General features: G+C 72.5%; 14 protein-coding genes. 8 read left to right on the plus strand and 6 right to left on the minus strand.

The window, feature by feature from the left end:
* The coding region (locus ACLJQM_RS18970; protein ID WP_410632195.1) for a MarR family winged helix-turn-helix transcriptional regulator at positions 1 to 526 on the minus strand (526 nt) is incomplete at its 3' end.
* A 99-nt stretch (positions 527 to 625) separates the two neighbouring features.
* Here ACLJQM_RS18970 and ACLJQM_RS18975 point away from each other — a divergent pair.
* Together ACLJQM_RS18975 and ACLJQM_RS18980 are read left to right on the plus strand one after the other, a co-directional pair.
* A complete protein-coding gene (locus ACLJQM_RS18975) occupies positions 626 to 1,588 on the plus strand; it encodes an MBL fold metallo-hydrolase (RefSeq protein WP_360780340.1) in 963 nt (320 codons plus the stop codon).
* A 4-nt stretch (positions 1,589 to 1,592) separates the two neighbouring features.
* Positions 1,593 to 3,128 (plus strand): FAD-dependent monooxygenase, encoded by a 1,536-nt coding sequence (locus tag ACLJQM_RS18980; protein ID WP_410632196.1) that lies wholly within the window; start codon positions 1,593 to 1,595, stop codon positions 3,126 to 3,128.
* Here ACLJQM_RS18980 and ACLJQM_RS18985 read toward each other — a convergent pair.
* A complete protein-coding gene (locus ACLJQM_RS18985; protein WP_410632197.1) occupies positions 3,030 to 5,243 on the minus strand; it encodes a discoidin domain-containing protein in 2,214 nt (737 codons plus the stop codon). The genes ACLJQM_RS18980 and ACLJQM_RS18985 overlap by 99 nt on opposite strands.
* A gap of 547 nt (positions 5,244 to 5,790) precedes the next feature.
* Here ACLJQM_RS18985 and ACLJQM_RS18990 point away from each other — a divergent pair.
* Positions 5,791 to 7,926 (plus strand): discoidin domain-containing protein, encoded by a 2,136-nt coding sequence (locus ACLJQM_RS18990; protein WP_410632198.1) that lies wholly within the window; start codon positions 5,791 to 5,793, stop codon positions 7,924 to 7,926.
* Positions 7,923 to 10,826 (plus strand): glycoside hydrolase family 3 C-terminal domain-containing protein, encoded by a 2,904-nt coding sequence (locus ACLJQM_RS18995; protein WP_410632199.1) that lies wholly within the window; start codon positions 7,923 to 7,925, stop codon positions 10,824 to 10,826. Before ACLJQM_RS18990 ends, ACLJQM_RS18995 begins: the two co-directional genes overlap by 4 nt.
* Here the strand turns inward: ACLJQM_RS18995 and ACLJQM_RS19000 are convergent.
* Positions 10,769 to 11,815: a LacI family DNA-binding transcriptional regulator gene (locus ACLJQM_RS19000; RefSeq protein WP_360780355.1), complete on the minus strand. Its 1,047-nt coding sequence runs from the start codon at positions 11,813 to 11,815 to the stop codon at positions 10,769 to 10,771. The genes ACLJQM_RS18995 and ACLJQM_RS19000 overlap by 58 nt on opposite strands.
* An 82-nt stretch (positions 11,816 to 11,897) precedes the next feature.
* A complete protein-coding gene (locus tag ACLJQM_RS19005) occupies positions 11,898 to 14,957 on the minus strand; it encodes a discoidin domain-containing protein (RefSeq protein WP_410632200.1) in 3,060 nt (1,019 codons plus the stop codon).
* A 217-nt stretch (positions 14,958 to 15,174) separates the two neighbouring features.
* Between ACLJQM_RS19005 and ACLJQM_RS19010 the strand changes: the two genes are divergently transcribed.
* The 4 genes from ACLJQM_RS19010 (at position 15,175) to ACLJQM_RS19025 (ending at position 19,562) form a co-directional block, all read left to right on the plus strand.
* Entirely contained in the window at positions 15,175 to 15,936 is a 762-nt protein-coding gene (locus ACLJQM_RS19010; RefSeq protein ID WP_247023872.1) for a sulfite exporter TauE/SafE family protein, read from the plus strand.
* 79 nt (positions 15,937 to 16,015) lie between these two features.
* The gene (locus ACLJQM_RS19015) at positions 16,016 to 18,280 is read left to right on the plus strand and encodes a xanthine dehydrogenase family protein molybdopterin-binding subunit (protein WP_410632201.1); all 2,265 of its coding nucleotides are present in this window, start codon (positions 16,016 to 16,018) and stop codon (positions 18,278 to 18,280) included.
* Entirely contained in the window at positions 18,277 to 18,747 is a 471-nt protein-coding gene (locus tag ACLJQM_RS19020; protein WP_360780366.1) for a (2Fe-2S)-binding protein, read from the plus strand. Before ACLJQM_RS19015 ends, ACLJQM_RS19020 begins: the two co-directional genes overlap by 4 nt.
* Positions 18,744 to 19,562 carry an FAD binding domain-containing protein gene (locus tag ACLJQM_RS19025; protein WP_410632202.1) on the plus strand — a complete coding sequence of 273 codons (819 nt, stop codon included), beginning with the start codon at positions 18,744 to 18,746 and terminating at the stop codon, positions 19,560 to 19,562. The genes ACLJQM_RS19020 and ACLJQM_RS19025 overlap by 4 nt, the downstream gene beginning before the upstream one ends.
* 52 nt (positions 19,563 to 19,614) lie before the next feature.
* On the opposite strand, the gene katG is transcribed toward ACLJQM_RS19025, so the two are convergent.
* Together katG and ACLJQM_RS19035 are read right to left on the minus strand one after the other, a co-directional pair.
* The gene (gene katG, locus ACLJQM_RS19030; protein WP_360780372.1) at positions 19,615 to 21,891 is read right to left on the minus strand and encodes a catalase/peroxidase HPI; all 2,277 of its coding nucleotides are present in this window, start codon (positions 21,889 to 21,891) and stop codon (positions 19,615 to 19,617) included.
* Positions 21,888 to 22,340 carry a Fur family transcriptional regulator gene (locus ACLJQM_RS19035; protein ID WP_247023868.1) on the minus strand — a complete coding sequence of 151 codons (453 nt, stop codon included), beginning with the start codon at positions 22,338 to 22,340 and terminating at the stop codon, positions 21,888 to 21,890. The genes katG and ACLJQM_RS19035 overlap by 4 nt, the downstream gene beginning before the upstream one ends.
* Positions 22,341 to 22,350 lie beyond the last annotated feature (10 nt).

Below are 22,350 nucleotides of genomic sequence, written 5' to 3' on the forward strand. Positions count from 1 at the left end.
TCAGTCGCTGGGCCGCCGCTGCTGCCGGGCCTGTCGTCAGCTTCTCGAGCAACCCGATCAACACCGTTCGCTCCTCCGGTGTGAGCGAAGCCGACCACGCCTGCTCGCGGGCGTTGTGCTCCTGGTACGCCTCCGCCACCGATGCGCGGCCCTCCTTCGTCAGGTCCAGCTCGACCGCGCGGCGGTCGCGGGGGACCGCCGCGCGCGTCACCAAGCCGTCGCGCTCCAGGGTCTTGACCAGTGCCGACACCGCCGCTCGGCTCATGCCCGCCAGGCGGGCCACGTGGCGGGACTCCAGGGGGCCGGCCAGCCACAGCACGAACAGCACCCGGAACCCTCCCCAGCTCCAGCCGCGGGGGCGGTGGACCGTCGACTCCCAGTCGTAGACCAGGGCTCCGGCGAGGCGGTGGAGGGTCAGGCCGAGGCGCATGGCCACCGGGTCGGTTGCGGGGAGCTCGGCCTGCGTCTTCCCGATCGCGTAGTCGACGAACGAGAGGTAGTCGAGGTCGGCCGGTCGGTCGGTCATGCGGCCAAGGTTAGGCGACGCGGGGGTTCCGTGCGGCGGCCTGGCGGGCTAGCCTGGCCGAGAGATAGTCAATCCTTTGACGATCAAGGAGCCCGAGCCGTGACGAAGAAAGCTTTCGCCTCTTCGGCCGACCTGGCGGAGAAAGCGCAGACCCTGGAAGTCCTGGACGACGGGGTCTACGCGCTGACCGCCGAGGGCGACCCCAACATCGGTGCCATCGAGGGCGAGGACTTCCTCGTCTGCTTCGAGGCGCTGGCCACTCCTGTCGCGGCCCGTGAGTGGCTCGCCAAGCTGCGGGAACACACCGACAAGCCCGTGCGCTACCTGGTGCTGAGCCACTACCACGCCGTGCGCGTGCTCGGCGCCTCCGCGTTCGACGCCGAAGTCATCGTCGCGCACGAGAACACCCGGGCGCTGGTCGCCGAGCGCGGGAAGGAGGACTGGGCCAGTGAGTTCGGGCGGATGCCGCGGCTGGCCAAAGGCGCGGACTCCGTCCCCGGCCTTACCTGGCCGACGCTGACCTTCTCCGACCGGCTCACCATCGACCTCGGTGGCGAGCGCGGCGATCTCGTCCTCCAGTACTGCGGGCGTGGGCACACCGAAGGCGACATCGTCGCCTGGCTGCCGCGGCAGAAGATCCTCTACGCCGGTGACCTCGTCGAAGCCGAAGCCGCGCTGTACACCGGGGACGCGTTCCACCGGGACTGGGCTTCGTCCACTTTGGACCGCGTCGGCGAGTTCGGCGCGGAGACGCTGATCGGCGGCCGCGGTGGGGTGAGCCGGGGCCGGGACGCCGTCGAGGCCGCCGTCGCGCAGACCCGGCACTTCCTGCGCACCATGATCCGTGAGGTCGGCGCGGTTCGCGACGCCGGCGGCACGCTCAAGGACGCCTTCGAGCGCACCCACGCGGCCCTGAACGACCAGTACGGGCACTGGCCGATCTTCGAGCACTGCCTGCCCTTCGACGTCTCGCGGCTCTGGGACGAGCTCGGCGGCATCGAACGGCCGGTGGTGTGGACCGCCGAACGCGACCGCGAAGTCTGGGACCAGCTCCAGGGCTAGACCGATGACAGTTGCCGTCCTCGGTGGCGGCCCGGTCGGTCAGACGGCCGCGCTGCTGCTCGCGCGCTGGGGTGTACCGGTGGTGCTCGTCGACGAGCACGAGGTGCGCGACCCCGTGGGGTCCAAGGCGATATGCCAGCAACGGGACACGTTGGACGTCTGGGCGTCGCTCGGCGCGGGGTGTCTCGCCGAGGAAGGGCTCACCTGGACGACCGCCCGGACGTTCCACCGCGAGACCGAGCTGTTCTCGCTGAAGCTGCCCGACGGCGGGTCCGCGCTCCCGCCGTTCGTCAACATCTCGCAAGCGCGCGTCGAGGAAGTCCTCGACGCGCTGATCGCCGAGCAGCCGCTGATCGACGTCCGGCGCGGGCACCGCGTCACCGGCGTCACCCAGCCCGGGTGCGTCGAAATCCAGTGCGAAACTCAGGACGGGCCGCGCCGGATCGAGGCCGACTACGCGATCGCGTGCGCGGGCTCGCGGGGAGACACCGTGCGGCGGGCCCTCGGGCAGCAGCTGGCCGGGTTCTCCTTCCGCGACCTGTTCCTGATCTGCGACATCCGCGCCGACCTGCCGGGCTGGGCGGCCGAGCGCCGGTTCCACTTCGACCCGCCGTGGAACCCGGGCCGCCAGGTGCTCATCCACCCGTGCCCGGGTTCGCAGTTCCGCATCGACTGGCAGGTCCCCGACGACTACGACCTCGCGGCCGAGGAGACCGGCGGCGCCCTCGACCACCGGATCCGGGCGATCATCGGCGACCGGCCGTACGAGGTCGTCTGGCGCTCGGTGTACCGCTTCCACACGCGGCTCGTCGACCGGATGCGCGTCGGCCGCGTGCTGCTGGCCGGCGACTGCGCGCACCTGGTCGCGCCGTTCGGGGCGCGCGGGCTCAACTCCGGCGTCGCCGACGCGGAGAACGCGGCCTGGAAGCTCGCCTGGGTCCTGCGCGGCCACGCCGAAGAGGAGCTGCTGGAGAGCTACCACACCGAGCGCCACGCGGCGGCCGTCGAGAACGCGGCGGTCACGACCGCGACCATGGATTTCCTGGTGCCGCAGGACGACGGGCAGCGCGCGCGCCGCCTGGACGTCCTCACCCGCGCCGCCACCGACCCGGCGGTGCACGAGCAAGTCGACTCGGGCCGGCTCGCCGAACCGTTCTGGTACGCGGATTCGCCGTTGACCACGCCCGATCCGGCGCGCCCGCACGCCGGACGGCCCCGGCGGGGGACGCTGCCGCCGCCGGGGCCGGGGGTACTGCTGCCGGACGTCACCGTCGAAAATGGACGGTTGCGTGACCTGTCCCGCCGCGGTTTCGTCGTCCTGACGACCCCCGGCGTGCGAGCCGAAGGGACACGGGCGGTGGAGATCCCGGTGGGCGGGGCGCTGGGTGCGCGTCCGGGCGAAGCCTGGCTGGTCCGCCCGGACGCGTACGTCGCCGCCGTCCTACGGGTAGCTGACCAGCGGGCTCACCTGGTGCCCGGTGTTCGCGGCGTCACCCGAATCGTTGATGACGTGCGCGATCGTGCCGACGCCGCCGAGTGAGACCGAAACGAGGTTGTGGAACCGGACCCCGCTGTTGTTCGGCACCTCGAAGGAGTGACTGGCCACAATGGACGGATTGGTGTTGAAGAAGCAGTAGCTGCCCAGGCCCCAGCCTTCGTGGCTGGTCACCGAATCGGCCACCTTGTACGCCGCCCAGCCCTGCCGGCCGCCGCCGCTGGTCCAGGACGCCTGGTCCGGCGGGTCGTACGGCATTTCGTTCTGGAAGAAGTACGTCCGCCCGCCGTTGCCGTTCCAGAGCACCTCGTACTGCTGGTAGTGCTCGACGAACAGGCCGTACATCGTCACGTTCGCACCGTTGACGACGAGGCCGTTGGCCGCGGTGTTGACGTTCCAGCCGACGCCGTTCGAGTGGTCGCCGCGCCACAGCCACATGTGGTCGCCGATGACGTTGTTCGAGTTGACCACCAGCGTCTGCGTGGCCTTGCCGACGGCCGCGCCGCCGATCCGGAAGAACACGTCGTGCAGCGACGTCGGGTCGGCCGCGTGGTTGGCGTTCGACCCCGGCTGGCCGACCTGCACGAGCACCGGTGAGTTCACCGCGCCCGCGTCGACGAGCAGGCCCGCGATCTTCACACCGTCCACATCGGACGTCGTGATGGCCGCGTTCCCGTTGGTGGGCATCAACGTCGCCAGGCCGAGGCCGAGCACCACGGTGTCCGGGCGGGTGACGTTCAGCGCCTGGTCGAGGTGGTACACACCGGGCGTCACGAGCAGGTTCTTGCCCGCGGCGAGGGCGGCGTTGATGGTTGCCGCCGAGTCCGACGGGTGTGCGACGTAGAACTCGCTCAGCGAGATCGACTGCCCGGCCGGCGCGCCGTGGCCCCAGCTCGTGCCCTGCGAGTTCTGCCGCAGCGCCGGGACGAACACGTTGTAGCTGCCCGAGCCGTCGACGTAGAGGAACGGCTTCTCGCGGATCACCGGCGTCTGGCCGACGACCGTTTCGGGCGGGTTCGGGAACGACGCCGGCGGAGTGCCGGTGGAACCGACGAACACCATGTTCCAGACGCCGCCCTGCCAGCCGCCGAGCTCGCTGTTGCGGGTGAGGAACTGCTGCTGCGACCCGGAAACGGCGACGCCGTCGATCTTGCTGTCGGCGATCAGGCCGCCGCTGGCCCAGCCGTCGCCGCCGTTCCACAGCTGGATCTGGCTGCCCTTGAGGTGCATCCGGCGGTACGGCGCCGCCTGCGCGACGGCCCAGCGCTCGACCTGCCCGGCGGGCAGCGTCACCGAGAGGTTCTCGGCGGAGCGCCAGAAGTTCTGGGTCGCGTTGCCCTTGTTGTTCGGGTTGTCGCCCTGCTGCAGCCAATCCGCCTCGACGCGGACGTGGCCGTTGAGGTTGACATCGTCGGGAGAGAGGCCGAGGCCCGCCACCTGTTCGTAGAAGCCGAGGTTGACGTCGGCGTTGTAGCTGCCGGGCTTGAACAGCACGGCGTAGCGCTCGTTGCCGAACTGGTTGGTGTGCTGCTGGTTCGCCAGCTGCGTCAACCGGTTCTGGATCGTCGCGGCCGGCGTCGACGGGTCGAACACCGAGACGTTCGGCCCGAGGTCGGGGTTGCGCGGGTCGGTCGGCGGGATCGTGGTGCCGCCGCCGGTGCCGTGCACGGCCACTTCCCACAGGGAGTAGCCGTAGCCGGTCGCCCGCTGGGTGCCGTAGACCCGCAGGTAGCGGGCGGTGCCGGTGACGGGCACGGTCTGCGTGCCGCCGGTGCCGGTGGTCGTCGTGTACGCGTCGGTCCAGCTCGTGCCGTTGCTCGAGAGCTGCACGCTGAACGCTTTCGCGTACGCGGCTTCCCAGGTGAGCGCCACGTCGCAGAGCTGCTGGGCGGAGCCCAGGTCGACCTGGAGCCACTGCGGGTCGCTGAACGCGCTGGACCAGCGCGTGCCGGCGTTGCCGTCGACCGCGGCGGACGCGGGGGTGCCGCCGTTTTCGGCGGACGACGCGGTCGCGATGCGGCCTTGGGCGAGGTTGGTCGTCCCGCACGCGGCGGCCTGGGCCGGCGCGGCGCCGACCACCGCCGCGGTGGTGACCGCGGTGACGAAGGTGGTGGCGATGACGAGGAGGCGGTGTACGGGGGAGAACGTCGTTGATCTCATCGGCCTGCCTGCTGATCGGGGGAGGACGTGCGAAGGGGACCGGGCGAGCCCCACAGCTCGCGCCGGCGTCGGGTGGTGCGGCGGGTTCGCGCCCCGGCACCCGCCGGCACCGTGAGCCGGAGGAGCGGTACCAGGGTGGGTGCGACGGCGCGAACCGGTCAGCCCGAGGGTGTTCGTGACGCGGAGAACCGATCCGGGTGGCGGTCACGGAACCGGTTCCAGCGGGTCGAAGTCAACACCGCGGGGTTCGGCGGAGTCAAGGATCCGGCGCGGATTCGTTCTCCCGGACCAGTCCCGGCCGTGGTCCGCGACCGTCCGGCGCAGGGAAGTTGACATTTTACGGCTCTTTATTTATATCCTGAACTAAGAGCGTGCCGACGGCCGGGACCCACACCCGCGCCGAGGGCCACGTGAGCCGATCCGCGCCGGGGCAAGGCCGCCCCGGCGCCGGTTCGCCGTGGAGGTGCCCATGCAACGCCGCACGCCGAAGACCACTCCGTCCGCAGCCGCCGGGGGAGGAACGAGATCCGCCCGGATGGGTGGGGTGGTGTCGCGCACCGCCCGCCGGGCCGGCCCGCTCCGGCCCGCCGGCTGGTGGGCCGGGGGAAGCTGGACCGGATCCCGCCGGACCGGGGTTCGTTGGCTGGGGGCTCGCTGGGGCGGCGGTTCGCCCCGGCCGGCGGCCGACGAGGGTGGTGGTTCGCCTCGACCGGCTGCCGACGGGGGTGGTGGTTCGCCCCGGCCGGCGGCCGACTGGAGTGGCCCGGTCCGGCCCGTCGACGGCCCGGCCGGAACCGAGGGAACTGAGGGCCGCCGGTCTCGGGCCAACCGGACTGCCGGCCGCCGGGCCGGAACTGGCTGGACCGGGACCCGCCGGTTCACCGCCCGGCGCTCGGCCGGAACAGGCTGGACCGGGGCAGACTGGACCGGGGCCGGTCGGACCGGAGCCCGCCGGGCCGGCTCGCTCCGGACCGGGCGCCGGTGGGTCGGGGCTCGCTGGACCGCCCTCGCCGTCCTCGCGCTCACCCTCGTCGCCCTCTTCACCGCGCCGGCTGCCCAGGCCGCTCCCGTTCTGCTCTCCCAAGGCCGCCCCGTCACGGCGTCTTCCACCGAATCCGGCGCCTTCCCCGCGTCGGCCGCCGTCGACGGTGACGCCGGTACCCGGTGGTCCAGCGCCTTCGGCGACCCCCAATGGCTCCAGGTCGACCTCGGCTCCACCCAGCAGCTGTCCCAGGTCGTCCTCACCTGGGAAGCCGCGTACGCCAAGGCCTTCACGATCCAGGCCTCCGCCGACGGCGCCACCTGGACGTCCCTCTACTCGACCACCACCGCGACCGGTGGCAGCCAGACCCTGAACGTCACCGGCAGCGGCCGGTACGTGCGGCTCACCGGGACCCAGCGGGCCACCCAGTACGGCTACTCGCTCTGGGAGTTCCAGGTCTACGGCGGGGGCGGCACCACCCAGCCCGGCGATGCCCTGCTGTCCTACGGCAAGTCCGGCACGGCGTCCTCCTACCAGGACGACGGCGCCTGCCCCGGGTGCCTCCCGGCGAAGGCGTTCGACCACGACCCCGCCACGCGCTGGGCGACGAGCGCCACCACCGGCTGGGTCGACCCCGGCTGGATCACCGTCGACCTCGGGGCCGCCGCCGCGATCCACCAGGTCGTCCTGCAGTGGGATCCGGCCTACGCCGTCGCCTACCAGATCCAGGTGTCGAACGACAACGCGAACTGGACCTCGCTCTACTCGACCACCAGCGGCAAGGGCTTCAAGGAAACCCTGACCGTCAACGGGTCCGGCCGGTACGTCCGGATGTACGGCACCGCCCGCTCGAACGGCTACGGCTACTCGCTGTGGGGCTTCGACGTCTACGGCACCGGCGGCAACCCGACGACCCCGCCGCCCGCGCCGCCCGCTCCGCACTTCCCGGGCACGCTGGTCTGGAGCGACGAGTTCAACGGGGCCGCGGGCGCGAACCCGGACGCGAGCAAGTGGACCGCCGAGACCGGCGCGGGCGTCAACAACGAGCTCGAGTACTACACGAACAACAACAACGCCAAGCAGGACGGCCGCGGGAACCTCGTCATCCAGGTCCGCCGCGAAGCCACGCCGGGCAGCGCCTGCCCGGTCGACCCGGTCAGCGGCAGCGGCACCTGCCAGTACACCTCCGGCCGGATCAACACCGCCGGCAAGTTCAGCTTCACCTACGGCCACGTCGAGGCCAACATCAAGGTGTCCGGCACGCAGGGGCTGTGGCCCGCGTTCTGGTTGCTGGGCGCCAACTTCTTCAGCGGCACACCGTGGCCCAACTGCGGCGAGATCGACATCATGGAGCACGTCGGGAAGTCGCCGAACCTGGCCTACTCGACCATCCACGCCCCGGCGTACAACGGTGCGGGCGGCATCGGCGCACCCCTCGACCTCGGGCAGGACGTCGCCGCCGGGTTCCACAAGTTCGGGCTCGACTGGGACGCCTCGCACATGACCTTTTACGTCGACGGAAACGCCTTCGAGACGATCAACCGCGACACGGTCGAGAGCACGCGGGGCCCGTGGGTGTACGACCACCCGTTCTTCCTGATCCTCAACAACGCCATCGGCGGGGACTTCCCCGGCCCGCCGGGCGCGGGCACCGTGCTCCCGCAGGACATGGTGATCGACTACGTGCGGGTCTACCAGTGAGGCGGCTCGTCCTCGCCGCGGTGGTGACGGCGGGCCTGCTCGCCGTCCCACCGCTCGCCGCCCAGGCGGCCCCCGCGCTGCTCTCGCAAGGGCACGCCGTGACCGCGTCCTCCACCGAGAACGCCGCCTTCCCGGCGAGCGCGGCGGTCGACGGCGACCCGGGCACGCGCTGGTCCAGCCTCGCCGCCGACCCGCAGACGCTGCAGGTCGACCTCGGCTCGGCACACACCTTGAACCAGGTCGTCCTCCAGTGGGAGGCGGCCTACGCCAAGGCGTTCACGATCCAGGCCTCCGCGGATGGCGGCCAGTGGACCACCGTGTACTCGACCACGACCGGCACCGGCGGCACCCAGACGCTGCCGGTGTCGGGCAGCGGCCGCTACGTCCGGCTGACCACCACCCAGCGCGCGACCCAGTGGGGCGTGTCGCTGTGGGAGTTCCAGGTCTTCGGCGACGGCTCGGCCCAGGCGTGCGGCAGTGCGAACGCAGGCCTGCGCCAGCCCGCGACCGCGTCGAGCGTCCAGTCGGACGCGTTCGGAGCGAGCGCGGCCGTCGACGGCGACACCGGGACCCGGTGGTCGAGCCTGGCCGCCGACCCGCAGTGGCTGCAGGTCGACCTCGGCAGCGCGCGGGCGGTCTGCGGCGTCGATCTGACCTGGGAGGCGGCCTACGCGAGCGCGTACACGGTCCAGCTGTCCACCAACGGGACGTCGTGGACGACGGCGGCGACCGTCACCGGGGCGGGCGGCACCGAACACCCGGCCGTTTCGGGCACGGCGCGGTACGTCCGGGTGAACGCCACCGCGCGAGCCACGCAGTGGGGCGTCTCGCTGTGGGAGTTCGCGGTGCACACGTCCGACAGCGCACCGCCGCCGGCCGGGTGCCCGTGGGTCGGCTCCACCGCACCGGTCGCCGACCGCGTCACCCAGCTGATGGCCGCGATGACCCCGCAGCAGAAAGTGAAGGTGCTGCACGGCAACGGGGCCACCGGGCCGTACATCGGCAACACCGACGCCGTGCCCGAGCTGTGCATCCCGGCGCTCGGCCTGCAGGACGGGCCGGCCGGGGTCGGCGACGGCCTCGACGGCGTCACCCAGTTCCCGGCGCCGGTGACGGCCGCCGCGACCTGGGACACCGGCCTGCTGAACCGGTACGGCACGGCGATGGGTGCCGAGTTCGCCGGGAAGGGCGTCGACATCGCGCTCGGCCCGACGATCAACCTGGTCCGGGACCCGCGGTGGGGCCGGAACTTCGAGACCTACGCCGAGGACCCGTACCTCGCCGGGGCGGCCGGGACCGCGACGATCCAGGGCATCCAGAGCCAGGGCGTGCTGGCGCAGGCCAAGCACGCGGCCGCCTACAACGTCGAGGCCGGGGCGTCGCGCGGCACGCCGTCGGACAACGTCATCGTCGACGACCGGACCCTGCACGAGCTGTACCTGCCGGCGTTCCAGCAGGTGGCGAGCCAGGGCCAGGTCGCGTCGATGATGTGCGCCTACAACCAGATCAACGGCGTTCCCGCGTGCCAGAACAGCGGCGTGCTCACCACGGCGATCAAGCAGGACGCGAACTGGGGCGGCTTCGTCGGCTCCGACTGGGGTTCGGCGACCGGCGGCCCGCGGCAGCTGGCCAACGGCGGGCTGGACATGGAGATGCCCGGCGGTGCGTTCTTCGGCCAGGGCCTGCTCGACGCCGTTTCGCGCGGCGAGGTCACGCAGGCGCGCGTCGACGACATGGTCCGGCGGGTGCTCACGCAGATGTTCCGGTTCGGCGTCTTCGACCGGGCCCGGCGGGGGACACCCCAGTCGGTCGTGACGAACGCGGCCAACGTGACGACCGCGCGGGACGTCGCCGCGGCCGGGTCGGTGCTGCTGAAGAACACCGGCGTCCTGCCGCTGACCGCTTCGACGAAATCGATCGCGCTCTCCGGCGGCGACGGGATCGACCCGCAGAACATCGGCGGCGGCAGCGCCAAGGTGAACCCGTCACCGGCGTCGGTGAACCCGATCGACGGGATCAGGGCACGGGCCGGGTCCGGCGTCACGGTGTCCTATGTGGACGGCGCGGGTGAGCACGTCCAGACGCCGAACATCCCGGCCGCGGTGGCCCAGGCGCGCACCGCGGACGTCGCCATCGTGTTCGCCGGCTACGGCGAGTCCGAGACCGAGGACCTCGAGACGATCGATCTGCAGCACCAGCAGAACGACCTGATCGACGCCGTGGCCTCGGCCAACCCGCGCACGGTCGTCGTGCTCAACACCGGCTCGGCGGTGACCATGCCGTGGCTGGGCAAGGTCGCCGCGGTGATCGAGGGCTGGTACCCGGGCCAGGAGAACGGCAACGCGATCGCGTCGCTGCTCTACGGCGACGTCAACCCCTCGGGCAAGCTGCCGGTCAGCTTCCCGAAGCAGCTCGCCGACCTGCCGACGGCGAACGTCCAGCAGTTCCCGGGCGCGAACGACCGGATCGAGTACTCAGAAGGGCTCAACGTCGGCTACCGCTGGTACGACAGCCGCAACGTCGACCCGCTGTTCCCGTTCGGCTTCGGCCTGTCGTACACGACGTTCGGGTTCTCGAACCTGGTCGTCACGCCGCAGGGGACCAACGGCACCGCCACCGTGACGGCGACGGTGACCAACACCGGCACGCGGGCCGGCGCCGACGTCGTCCAGCTCTACGTCGGGCAGCCCGCCGGCAACGGGGAGCCGCCCAAGCAGCTGAAAGGGTTCAAGAAGGTCCAGCTGAACCCCGGGCAGAGCCAGGCCGTGTCGTTCCCGCTCACCCCGCGGGACCTGGCGCACTGGACCGGTTCGTGGACGGCGAATGCGGGGCAGTACCGCGTCTACGTCGGCGACTCGTCGCGGAACGTGCCCCTGTCGGGCGCGCTGACCGTTTCCTGAGTCGATTCCCGGACCACCAGTGCGGTCGGGACGATCAGCGGCCGTCCCGGCGGCGGCGCCCCGGCGAGCTGCGCGAGCAGCTGCCGGGCCGCCGTCTCGCCCATGGCCCGCAGCGGCTGGCGGATCGTCGTCAGCGGCGGCTGGGTGTGCGCGGCCAGGGGGATGTCGTCGAAGCCGACCACGGCGACGTCCCCCGGCACCGCGCGCCCGGACTTGCGCAGCCCGGCCAGCACGCCGGCCGCGGTGAGGTCGTTGTGCGCGAACACCGCGTCGAACTCCGGGCCCGACGCCAGCAGCTGGAGGATCGCGGCTTCGCCGCTTTCGCTCGTGAAGTCGCCTTCGATGATCAGCCGGGAGTCGAGCGTCAGCCCGGCGTCGAGGACGGCTTCGTTGAACCCGTTGAGGCGGTCGGCGGTGCAGCCGAAGTCGCGCGGCCCGGTGACCGTGGCCAGCCGGGTGCGGCCGGTGGCGAGCAGGTGGCGGGCCGCCACCGCGCCGCCGTGGCGGTTGTCCGTGCCCACCGAGGGGAACGCGGGACGGCGGCCGCGGTCGTCGATCACCACCACCGGCAGCCCGGAGTCGTGCAGGACGCGCAGGTGGCGCACTGCGTCCGGCGGTTCGATGAGCAGCAGGCCGTCGAACGCCTTCGCCGACACCTGCCGCGAGAACTCGTCCAGGGATTCGGCGCCGCGGTTGGCGGTGGACAGCAGCAGGCCGTAGCCCTTCGACTCCACGACGTCGGCGACGCCCTGCAGCACTTCACCCATCCACGGCCAGGTCAGTCCCGGCACGAGCATCCCGACCGTGCGGGTCACGCCGCGGGCCAGGCCGACCGCGCCGGCGCTGGGGATGTACCCGGTCGCGGCGATCACCTCGCGCACCCGGATCGCGGTCGCGGCGTCCACATCGGCTTTGTTGTTGAGGACCCTGGACACGGTCGTCTTGCTCACCCGCGCGCGGCGGGCGACCTCGGCGATCGTGACGCGCATCCGTCCTCCCGAGCCGGGGGTGGCAAGTCCTGTGGTGCCAAGGTACTCGCCCCGGGCCCCGCCGCGACCGGTCCGAAATCGATCAAGTCCACCCGGACAACCGCGTGAGGCCCGCGTCGCCGCCGCGCCAGTCCGTCCGGACGGCGACGTACCGGGCCGGCCCGGTGATCTTCACGGTGGCGGTGCGGTCACGGCCCGCCGGGCCCGCGGTGGTGTAGGTGACGCCGTCGGTGCTGGTTTCCACCGTGGCGGCGGGCACGCGCCCGGGCGTCCAGGCCAGCTCGACCCGGGAAACCGCGGTCACCGCGCCGAGATCGACGACCAGCCGGCCGCCGGGGCCGGGCCGCCACGCGGTCGCCGGGTCGTCGTCGACCGCGGCGGCCGGGCTCGACATCCCGGGCGGCAGCGGTTCGGCGGGGAAGGCGCGGGCGCCGAGCGCGAGGTCGGCCAGGGGGTGGGGCCGGACCTCGCCGAACACGACGGGCACCGTCCGGCGGGGTGGCAGCACCACCGGCCGCGCGCGGCCGCCGTCCGGCGTCACCGTGACGACCGACGGCAGCGGCCCCGGCGCGGTGAGGTCGACGCGGCTCGCGTCGCGCACGACCGCCTTCAGCCCGGCCGGGCCGCGCACGGTGAACCGCGGGGGTTCGACGCGGCCTTCGGCGGCCGCGAGGTCCAGCGTGAACGTGGTCCCGGTCGTCGTGAGGACCTGTTCCCCGTGGTAGAGCCGCTTCTCCGGCCGGTTCTGCGGGAGCTCCGCGGTGCCCGCGGCAGCGGTACCGGAAAGGTTGACCAGCACGAGGAAGCCGTCGGTGACGCTCGCCCGGACCGCCGGCGCGGTGGTCGCGACGCGCCCGGACGGCTTCGCGCCGGCCGGTGCCGGGTACAGCTCCGCGAGCAGGGGCGCGGCGGGGCCGTCCGAGAGGGTGACGCGGTCGCCGGTGACGGTGAGCGGGTTCGGGCTGTCGACGACGATCCCGGCCCGCCCGTCGATGTCCAGCCGGCCGCCGGTGCTGCGCAGCGCCGGGACCGGGTAGGTCGCCACCGCCGTCCAGGTCACGCCGTCGGGCGAGGTTTCGATCCGGTACTTCCGCCCGGCGGCCGCCTCCCAGCTCAGCCGCGCGCGGTCGACGGACGCGGGGGCGCCGAGGTCGACGGCCAGCCAGCTGTCCGCGCGCGTCCGGTCCGATGTGGACACCGCCCAGCGCGTCGCCGGGTCGCCGTCGGTGGCGTACCTCGCTTCTTTGCCCGCCGCCGCAGAGGAAGCCATCGCCGTGGCGGCCCGGGCGAGGTCGGGGCCGTCGCCGTCGCGGACCTCGAACGCCCAGAGCGAGTAGCCGTACTGCGGGTCCGGCTGGACGCCGAGCATCCGGACGTACCGCGCGGTGACCGGAGCGAAGGTGACGTCGTCGGTGCGCGCGCCGGCCGGCCCGGCCTGCGCCTTGACGGTCACGGTGCCTTCGGCCGCGGTGTAGCTGCGGTCGCCGTCGAGGCCGGGCACGCCGGGCATGGCGAGGTTGTAGACGTTCAGGACGCCTTCGCTCTCGGCGACGCCGGTGCTCGCGTAGACGGCGGCGCCGGTGGGCAGGGTGGCGAGGGCGGCGTACCCGGTGTCGAAGCGCAGGACGCCGACGGTGCCGTCGAAGCCGTCGCGGACCTTCTCGTACGTCGTCGCGTGGCGTTCGCGCACGGCGATGTTCGTCGCGGGCAGCAGCGCGGGGTTGGCGCCGCCGAGCACGAAGAGCCAGTCGTCGTGGTGCGGCTGCCAGGCGAACTTGACGAACCCGGGCTTGGTCACGGTGCCCGCCCAGGCGGCGGGGGAGCGGTGGGCGAGCAGCCCCGGCCCGGTCCCGAAGTCGGCGACCCCGGCGGCGTGGGCGTCGAACTCGTCCTTGCGCACCGGCGTGACCCGGCCGCCGTGGCTCGCCCGCCACTCGTGCAGCAGGTAGCTGATGGCGAGTTCGGCCCGGGCCTCCGGCTCGTACTTCGGCTCCCCGGAGAACTTCGTGATCCGGTCGGCGGGCGGGTAAGCCTGGTACGGCTCGAGCCGGCCGGCCAGCTGCGCCTCGGCGTAGGCGGCGTAGCGGTCGCCGAGGACCTGGGCGCGGAAGGCGAGCGGGATGACGTCGCGGCCGTAGAGGTGCTCGCGGTCGGCGACCATCGGCATCAGCGGCTCGCCGGCGTCGCTGGTCATGAGCAGCATGGTGCGCCAGAGCAGTTCGCCGTTCGGCTGGGCGGTGAGCACCTCGGGCAGCGGCGTCCCGGCGGCGAGGAAGTGCATCGCGTTGCGGCCGGACGTGCGCCAGAGCTCTTCCTGGTAGTGCGGGCCGAACGAGCCGTGGTTCTCGACGAGGAAGGTGTCGTAGAGGTTGGTGGCGGTGTTGGCGCTGACCGGACGGCCGTCGACGAGCCGCGGGTTGGCCAGGTCGGCCGCGGGCAGCCCGGCTTCGTTGCGGCTCCAGGTGCCGAACGCGTCGCGCCACGCCTGCGCGCGCGGGTCGGCCGGCGCCCAGGCCAGCGCCGGGGCGAGGGATTGGGCGTAGACGCCCATTTCTTCCAGTTTCGTGTCGCCGACGTGGCCGCCCCGGAGGCCGTTGGGGGTCCAGCTGCCGGACGCCGGGTCGTCGCCGGTGCCGAGCGCCGTCGTGTACGCGGCCTGTTCGGTGGCGATGCGCTCGACGTTCGCGCGCGTCGCGGTGTCCAGGTCCGTCCACAGCAGACGGGCGGCGAGCAGGAAGTACGACTGGAAGGTGGTGTCGAAGAACAGCTTGCGGCCCCACTCGGTCCCGCCGGTGAGCAGGTTGGACGCGGCGAAGTGCCGGAGCGTGGCCAGGGTGTGGGCCTTGAGCGTGTCCTGGCCGACGCCCGCGACCTCGGCGTCGTAGCCGCCGCGGGTGAGGAGGACGGCGTTGCCGAGCACGACGGCGAAGGTGAAGTCGCGGGCCGGGTAGATCCCGGCTTTCGCGTCGAACTGCTGCTCGGCCCAGCGGGTGTGCCGCAGCAGCACCCGCAGGTACGTGGCGGCGACCGGATCGGGCGGCGCCGCGGCCGCGTCCGCCCGGCCGGGCAGGTTCACCAGCAACGCGGCGGCACCGGCCGCCCCGAACAGGGCGAGCGCGTGCCGCCGGTCGAGCTCGCCCATGCGTGACCTCCCGGGCCGTTGACAACCTTGTCAGCGCGGATTCTGGGACGGCGGGCGGCGCGCGGGCAAGCCCGGGAGCGGATCCCGTCCGGTTTCGGACAAGACCCGGGTAATTCGTATAACGACCTATACCGCGGGTCTTGTGTGGACCTCGGGGCCGCGCTGGTGGGAGCAAGCTCACCGGCACCGGGACGGCCCGCCGTGTTGAGATGACAACGTGATCACCGACCCGGCCACCCTGCTGCTCCTCGTGCTCGCCGGCGTGGGCGCCGGCCTCACCGGGGCCATCGCCGGGCTCGCTTCGCTCGTCTCCTACCCGGCGCTGCTGGCCGCCGGGTTGCCGCCGGTCGTCGCCAACGTCACCAACACCGTCGCCATGCTCGGCACCACCGCCGGGGCCGCCGCCGGTGCCCGGCCCGAACTCGCCGGCCAGCGCGCCCGGATCGTCCCGCTCTGCCTCATCACCACCGTCGGCGGCGCGGTCGGCGGAGCCGTGCTCCTCCTGACGCCCTCCGGCGCGTTCACCGCGATCGTCCCGTGGCTCATCGGCGGCGCCGCCGTGGTCCTGATGGCGGGCCCGCGCCTGCGCCGCCTGGCCGAAGCCGCCGAACACCACGGCCTCCGGCCCGCCACCGGCGTCGCCGCGTTCTTCATCGGCATCTACGGCGGCTACTTCGGTGCCGCCGCCGGTGTTCTCATGCTCGCCCTGCTCGTCTCGGTGTGGAGCCAGCCGCTCGCCCGGACGAACGCCGCGAAGAACCTGGTCACCGGATCGGCGAACTTCCTCGCCGCGATCGTGTTCGCCTGCACCGGCAAGGTCGTCTGGCTCGCCGCGCTCGCCGTCTGCCTCGGTTCGCTCGGCGGCTCGTGGCTCGGCTCGACCCTCGTGCGCCACCTGCCCGCGACCCCGCTGCGCATCGGGATCGGGATCGCCGGGCTGGGGCTGGCCGCCGTGCTCGGCTGGCAGGCTTACGCCTGAAAGACTTTCCCGCTCTCGGGCTGACGGCACCCCCGTGGACAAGGCATGATCGGCGGGGTAACGGCGAGCAGGAGACCAGATGAGCATTGTCGGAACCCGGGTCGTCCGCCAAGAGGATCAGAACCTGATCACCGCGGGCGGCACCTACGTGGACGATTTGCGGGAGGAAGCGCTTTCCGGAGCCGCGCACGCGGTGTTCGTCCGCAGCCCCATCGCGCACGCGCGGATCGGGGGCATCGATGTCAGCGAGGCGAAGGCGGCGCCGGGCGTGCTCGGCGTGTTCACCGCCGCCGAGCTCGGGCTCGAACCGCACGCGGCCGGGCCGGTCAAGGAACCGTGGCTGGCCGACGGCGTCGTGCGCTACGTCGGTGAACCGGTCGCGCTGGTCCTCACCGAAGAGCGCTACCAGCTGGCCGACGCGGCCGAGCTGGTCGACGTCGACTACGAACCCCTCGACGCCGTCGCGAGCATCGGCGCCGCCCTCGCGGACGAGACGCTGCTGTACCCCGGAACCGGCAGCAACGTCGTGCAGGTCAACGGTGTCGCGGAGTTCGACGAGAGCATCTTCGCCGACTGCGAAGTCGTCGTCTCGCAGACCATCGTGAACCAGCGCGTCGCGCCCGCGCCGCTCGAGGTGCGCGGTGCTTCGTGCGCGTGGGGCGAAGACGGCAGGCTGACGGCCTGGCTGTCCACCCAAAACGCCCAGATCGCCCGGACGCAGCTGGCCGCGAGCCTCGGCGTCGGCGAAGAGAACGTCCGGGTCATCGCGCCCGACGTCGGCGGCGGCTTCGGCGCGAAGATCGGCGCCGACCCCGAAGCCACCGTTCTGGGCTGGGCCGCCAAGGAGATCGGGCGCCCGGTGCGCTGGGTGGAGTCGCGCAGCGAGAACCTCACCGCGATGACCCACGGCCGGGGGCAGCTGAACACCGTCACCATCGGCGGGAAGCGCGACGGCACCGTCCTGGCCTACCGCCTCGACGTCATCCAGGACGCCGGCGCGTACCCGCGGACGCTGTTCCTGCCGACGCTGACCGAGCTGATGGCCGTCGGCGTCTACCGGTTCCCGAAGGTGGAAACGCGCAGCCGCGGGGTCGTCACCAACACCACGCCGATCGCGGCCTACCGCGGCGCGGGCCGCCCGGAGGCGACCGCGGCGGTCGAGCGCGGGATGGACGTCTTCGCCGCGAAGATCGGGATGGACCCGGCCGAGGTCCGCCGGGTCAACTTCATCCGGCCCGAAGAGTTCCCGTACCGGACGCCGACCGGCGCCTCCTACGACACGGGCGAGTACGCGGCCGCGCTGGACAAGGTCCTCGACGCCGCCGGGTACGCCGAACTGCGCGCCGAGCAGAAGCGGCGGCGCGAAGCCGGCGACCCGGTCGAGCTGGGCCTCGGGATCGCGGCCTACGTCGAGATCACCGGCGGCGACTCCGGCGGCGAGAGCGGCCGCGTCGACATCCACCCGGACGGCTCGGTCGTCGCGTGGACCGGCAGCTCGCCGCACGGCCAGGGGCTCGGCACGTCGCTGGCGATGCTGCTGTCCGACCAGCTCGGCGTGCCGCTGGAGAAGATCACCGTGAAGCACGGCGACACCGACGAGGTGCCGAAGGCGGTCGGCACGTTCGGCTCCCGGTCGCTGCAGCTCGGCGGCTCGGCGATCCGGCAAGCGGCCGACGAGGTCATCGCGCAGGCCCGCGAGCTGGCGGCCGACCTGCTGGAAGCGGCGCCGGACGACCTCGAGCTGGACGCCGAACGCGGCGTGTGGCAGGTCCGCGGCGCGCCGTCGAGCACGGTGCTGAGCTGGGCGCAGGTCGCCGAGACGGCCGGGGAGGGCAAGCTCTCGGCCGACGTCTGGTTCGGCGGCGGCAAGCCGACGTTCCCGTTCGGCGCGCACCTCGCCGTCGTCGAGGTCGACACCGAGACCGGCAAGGTCGACCTGCGCCGGATCGTCGCGGTCGACGACGCCGGGCCGATCGTCAACCCGCTCACCTTCCGCGGCCAGCGCCACGGCGGGCTCGGGCAGGGCGCGGCGCAGGCGCTGATGGAGGTCGTCACCTACGACGAAGACGGCAACCCGACGACCGCGACGCTGGCGGACTACTCGTTCGTCACCGCCGTCGAGCTGCCGGACTTCGAGCTCGTCGACATGGCCACCCCGACCGACCGGAACCTGCTGGGGGTCAAGGGGATCGGCGAAGCGGCGACGATCGGCTCGACGCCGGCGGTGCACAACGCCGTGGTCGACGCGCTTTCGAAGCGCGGTGTGCACCACCTGGACATGCCCACGACCCCGATCCGGGTCTGGGAAGCTCTTGAAGAAGCTGGGAAGGGAAGCGCGCGGTGAAGGTCTCGATCGAGGTCAACGGGCGGCCGGTGACCGAGGAGGTGCCGGACCGGACGCTGCTGGTGCACTTCCTGCGCGACACGGCCGGGTTCACCGGCACGAACATCGGCTGCGACACCACGTCCTGCGGCGCCTGCACGGTGCTGCTCGACGGCGAGTCGGTCAAGTCCTGCACGGTGCTGGCCGCGCAGGCCGACGGCCACGCCGTCACCACCGTCGAGGGGCTGGCGGAGCCGGACGGGTCGCTGCACCCCGTGCAGCGGGCGTTCCGCGAGCAGCACGGCCTGCAGTGCGGGTTCTGCACGCCGGGGATGATCATGGCGTCGGTCTCGCTGCTGGCGGACAACCCGAAGCCGACCCGCGACGAGGTCCGGGCCGGGCTCGAGGGGAACCTCTGCCGCTGCACGGGGTACCACAACATCGTCAGCGCCGTGATCGACGCTTCGGGGCAGGAGGTGGACCGGTGATCCCCGCCGAATTCCGCTACGAGCGCGTGTCCACAGTGGACGAAGCGCTGGCCAGGCTCGCCGAGCACGGCGACGAGGCCAAGGTGCTGGCGGGCGGGCACTCCCTGCTGCCGCTGATGAAGCTGCGGCTGGCCGCGCCGGAGTACGTGGTCGACATCGGCCCGGTCGACGAGCTCCGCTACGTCCGGCTCGACGGCGACGACGTCGTGATCGGTGCGCTGTCCCGCTACAGCGACCTCGCGCACGACCCGGTCCTGCGGGAGCACGCGCCGCTGCTGGCGCACGCGTCCGGCGAGGTCGGCGACCGCCAGGTCCGCCACCGCGGCACCCTCGGCGGCTCGCTGGTGCACGCCGACTCCGCGGCCGACCTGCCCGCGGCGGTGCTGGCGTCGGACGCGGTGCTGGTCGCGCGCGGCCCGGCGGGGGAGCGCCGCATCCCGGCGGCGGAGTTCTTCCTCGGCCCGTTCACGACGCCGCTGGAGCCCGACGAGCTGCTCACCGAGGTCCGGCTGCCCCGCCAGACCGGGCAGGGCTGGGGCTTCCAGAAGTTCACCCGCCGCGCGATCGACTGGGCGATGGTCGGCGTGGCCGTCACCGGCGGCCGGGTGGGCCTGATCAACATGGGCGGCGTACCGCTGCGGGCCACCGCGACGGAGGGCGCACTGGCGGCGGGCGCGTCGATCGCGGACGCGGCGGCGCTGGCCGCGGAGGGCACGAACCCGCCGGACGAGCCGCACGCGACGGCGGAGTACCGCCGCCACCTGGCCCGCGTGCTGACCCGCCGCGCTCTCACCGAGGCCGCGGCGCGCTCCTGAACGCCGAAGGCCCGGCCGGTCCACTGTGGACCGGCCGGGCCTTCGTGCGTGCTCAGGCGAGGTCGAAGCGGTCCAGCTCCATGACCTTCGTCCACGCCGCCACGAAGTCGGCCACGAACTTCTCGCGGGCGTCGTCGCTGGCGTAGACCTCGGCGAGGGCCCGCAGCTGCGAGTTGGAGCCGAAGACGAGGTCGACCGCGGTGGCGGTCCACTTCACCGCGTCGGTCGCGACGTCGCGGATCTCGTAGACGTTCTCCTCGGACTCCGACGCCTTCCATCGGGTGCCCGGTGCGAGCAGGTTGGCGAAGAAGTCGTTGGTGAGCACGCCCGGCCGGTCGGTGAGGACGCCGTGCGCCGCACCGCCGTGGTTCGTGCCGAGGGCGCGGAGGCCACCGACCAGCACCGTCATCTCCGGCGCGGTCAGGTCGAGCAGGTACGCGCGGTCGACCAGCAGGACCTCCGGCTGGCGCTTCTCGCCGGCCCGCAGGTAGTTGCGGAAGCCGTCGGCCCGCGGCTCGAGCACCTTGAACGAGTCGGTGTCGGTCTGCTCCTGCGAGGCGTCCGTGCGGCCCGGGTGGAACGGCACGGTCGTCTCGACGCCGGCGTCGCGCGCCGCCTTCTCGACGGCGGCCGAGCCGGCCAGCACGATCAGGTCGGCCAGCGAGATCTTCGCGCCGCCGGCCTCGTTGAACTCGCGCTGGATGCCCTCGAGGGTCTCGAGCACCTTGCCGAGCTGCTCGGGCTGGTTGACCTCCCAGGTGCGCTGCGGCTCCAGGCGGATCCGCGCGCCGTTGGCGCCACCGCGCTTGTCGGTGCTGCGGAAGCTGGAGGCCGACGCCCACGCCGTGGAAGCCAGTTCCGCGACCGACAGCCCCGAGTCGAGGACCTTCGCCTTGAGGGCGGTGATGTCGGCGTCGCCCACGAGGTCGCCCTCGACGGCCGGCACCGGGTCCTGCCACAGCTGCGGCTCGGCGACCCACGGGCCGAGGAAGCGGCTGACCGGGCCCATGTCGCGGTGCAGCAGCTTGTACCAGGCCTTGGCGAACGCCAGCGCGAACTCGTCCGGGTTCTCCAGGAACCGGCGCGAGATCGGGCCGTAGACCGGGTCGAAGCGCAGCGACAGGTCCGTCGTGAGCATGGTCGGCTTGTGCTTCTTGTTCGGGTCGAACGGGTCCGGGATGATCTCCGGCGCGTCCTTGGCGACGTACTGCTTGCCGCCGCCGGGGCTCGTGGTGAGCTCCCACTCGTAGGCGAACAGGATCTCGAAGAAGCGGTTGCTCCACTCGGTCGGCTTGTCGGTCCAGGTCACCTCGAGGCCACTGGTGATCTGGTCCGGGCCCTTGCCGCTGCCGTGCGTGCTCAGCCAGCCGAGGCCCTGGGCCTCCAGCGGGGCGCCCTCGGGCTCCGGGCCGACGTGGTCGTCGGCCACGCCGGCGCCGTGGGTCTTGCCGAAGGTGTGGCCGCCGGCGATGAGGGCGACGGTCTCCTCGTCGTTCATCGCCATCCGGGCGAAGGTCTCGCGGATGAAGCTCGCCGCCGCCTTGAAGTCGGCGCTGCCGCGCGGGCCCTCGGGGTTGACGTAGATGAGGCCCATCTCGGTCGCGCCGACCTCGGGCGCCATTTCCGAGTCGCTGACGTAGCGCTCGTCACCCAGCCAGTCGTCCTCGGGGCCCCAGAAGATCTCCTCCGGCTCCCAGGTGTCGACGCGGCCGAAGCCGAAGCCGAAGGTCTTGAAGCCCATCGTCTCCAGCGCGACGTTGCCGGCCAGCACCAGCAGGTCGGCCCACGAGATCTTCTGGCCGTACTTCTGCTTGACCGGCCACAGCAGGCGGCGCGCCTTGTCGAGGTTGGCGTTGTCCGGCCAGCTGTTCAGCGGGGCGAAGCGCTGCCCGCCGTCACCGGCGCCGCCGCGGCCGTCGTGGATGCGGTAGGTGCCCGCGGCGTGCCAGCTCATGCGGATCATCAGGCCGCCGTAGTGGCCGAAGTCGGCGGGCCACCAGTCCTGCGAGGTGGTCAGCACCGAGGCGATGTCCTGCTTGAGGGCGTCGACGTCGAGCTTCGCGAATTCCTTGGCGTAGGCGAACTTCTCGCCCAGCGGGTTGCTCTTCGACGAGTGCGCGTGCAGCACCGTGAGGTCGAGCTGGTTGGGCCACCAGTCCTTGTTGGTGCGCGGACGGCCGCCCGTCTTCGCCGTCGGCGAGTCGATCGCCGGGTTCTCGCTCTCGCTGCCGTGCGAGGTCACGGAGTCGTGCGCGACCGGGCAACCGGCCGCCGCCTTCTGGTCCACGCCCTGCGCGCTGGACGGGCCGTTGTCCTGGGTGGAGCTCATTTACTTCCTTCCGAGAGCGGCGAATCATTTCGGGTGCGGTCGGCCGCGCAGCCGGGGCAGGTGCCCCAGTAGACGACCTCCGCCTGGTCGATCACGAAACCGTGGTCGTCCGAGGCGGTGAGGCACGGGGTGTGGCCGACGGCGCAGTCGACGTCGGCGATCGCCCCGCAGGAGCGGCACACGACGTGGTGGTGGTTGTCACCCACGCGTGACTCGTAGCGGGCGGTCGCACCGGCGGGCTGGATGCGCCGCACCAGCCCGGTGTCGGTGAGCGCACGCAGCACGTCGTAGATCGTCTGGTGCGATACCGACGGGTGCTCGCCGCGCACCAGGTCGATCACCGTTTCGGTGTCGACGTGGGGGTTTTCGCGCAGCACCGCGAGCACGGCCAGCCGGGGCCGCGTCACGCGGAGCGAGACGGCTCGCAACTGCGCTTCGTAGTCGGACATCACCGCCGAC

The sequence above is a fragment of the Amycolatopsis sp. cmx-4-83 genome (genome assembly GCF_046548815.1).
Classification (GTDB): Bacteria; Actinomycetota; Actinomycetes; order Mycobacteriales; family Pseudonocardiaceae; genus Amycolatopsis; species Amycolatopsis pretoriensis_A.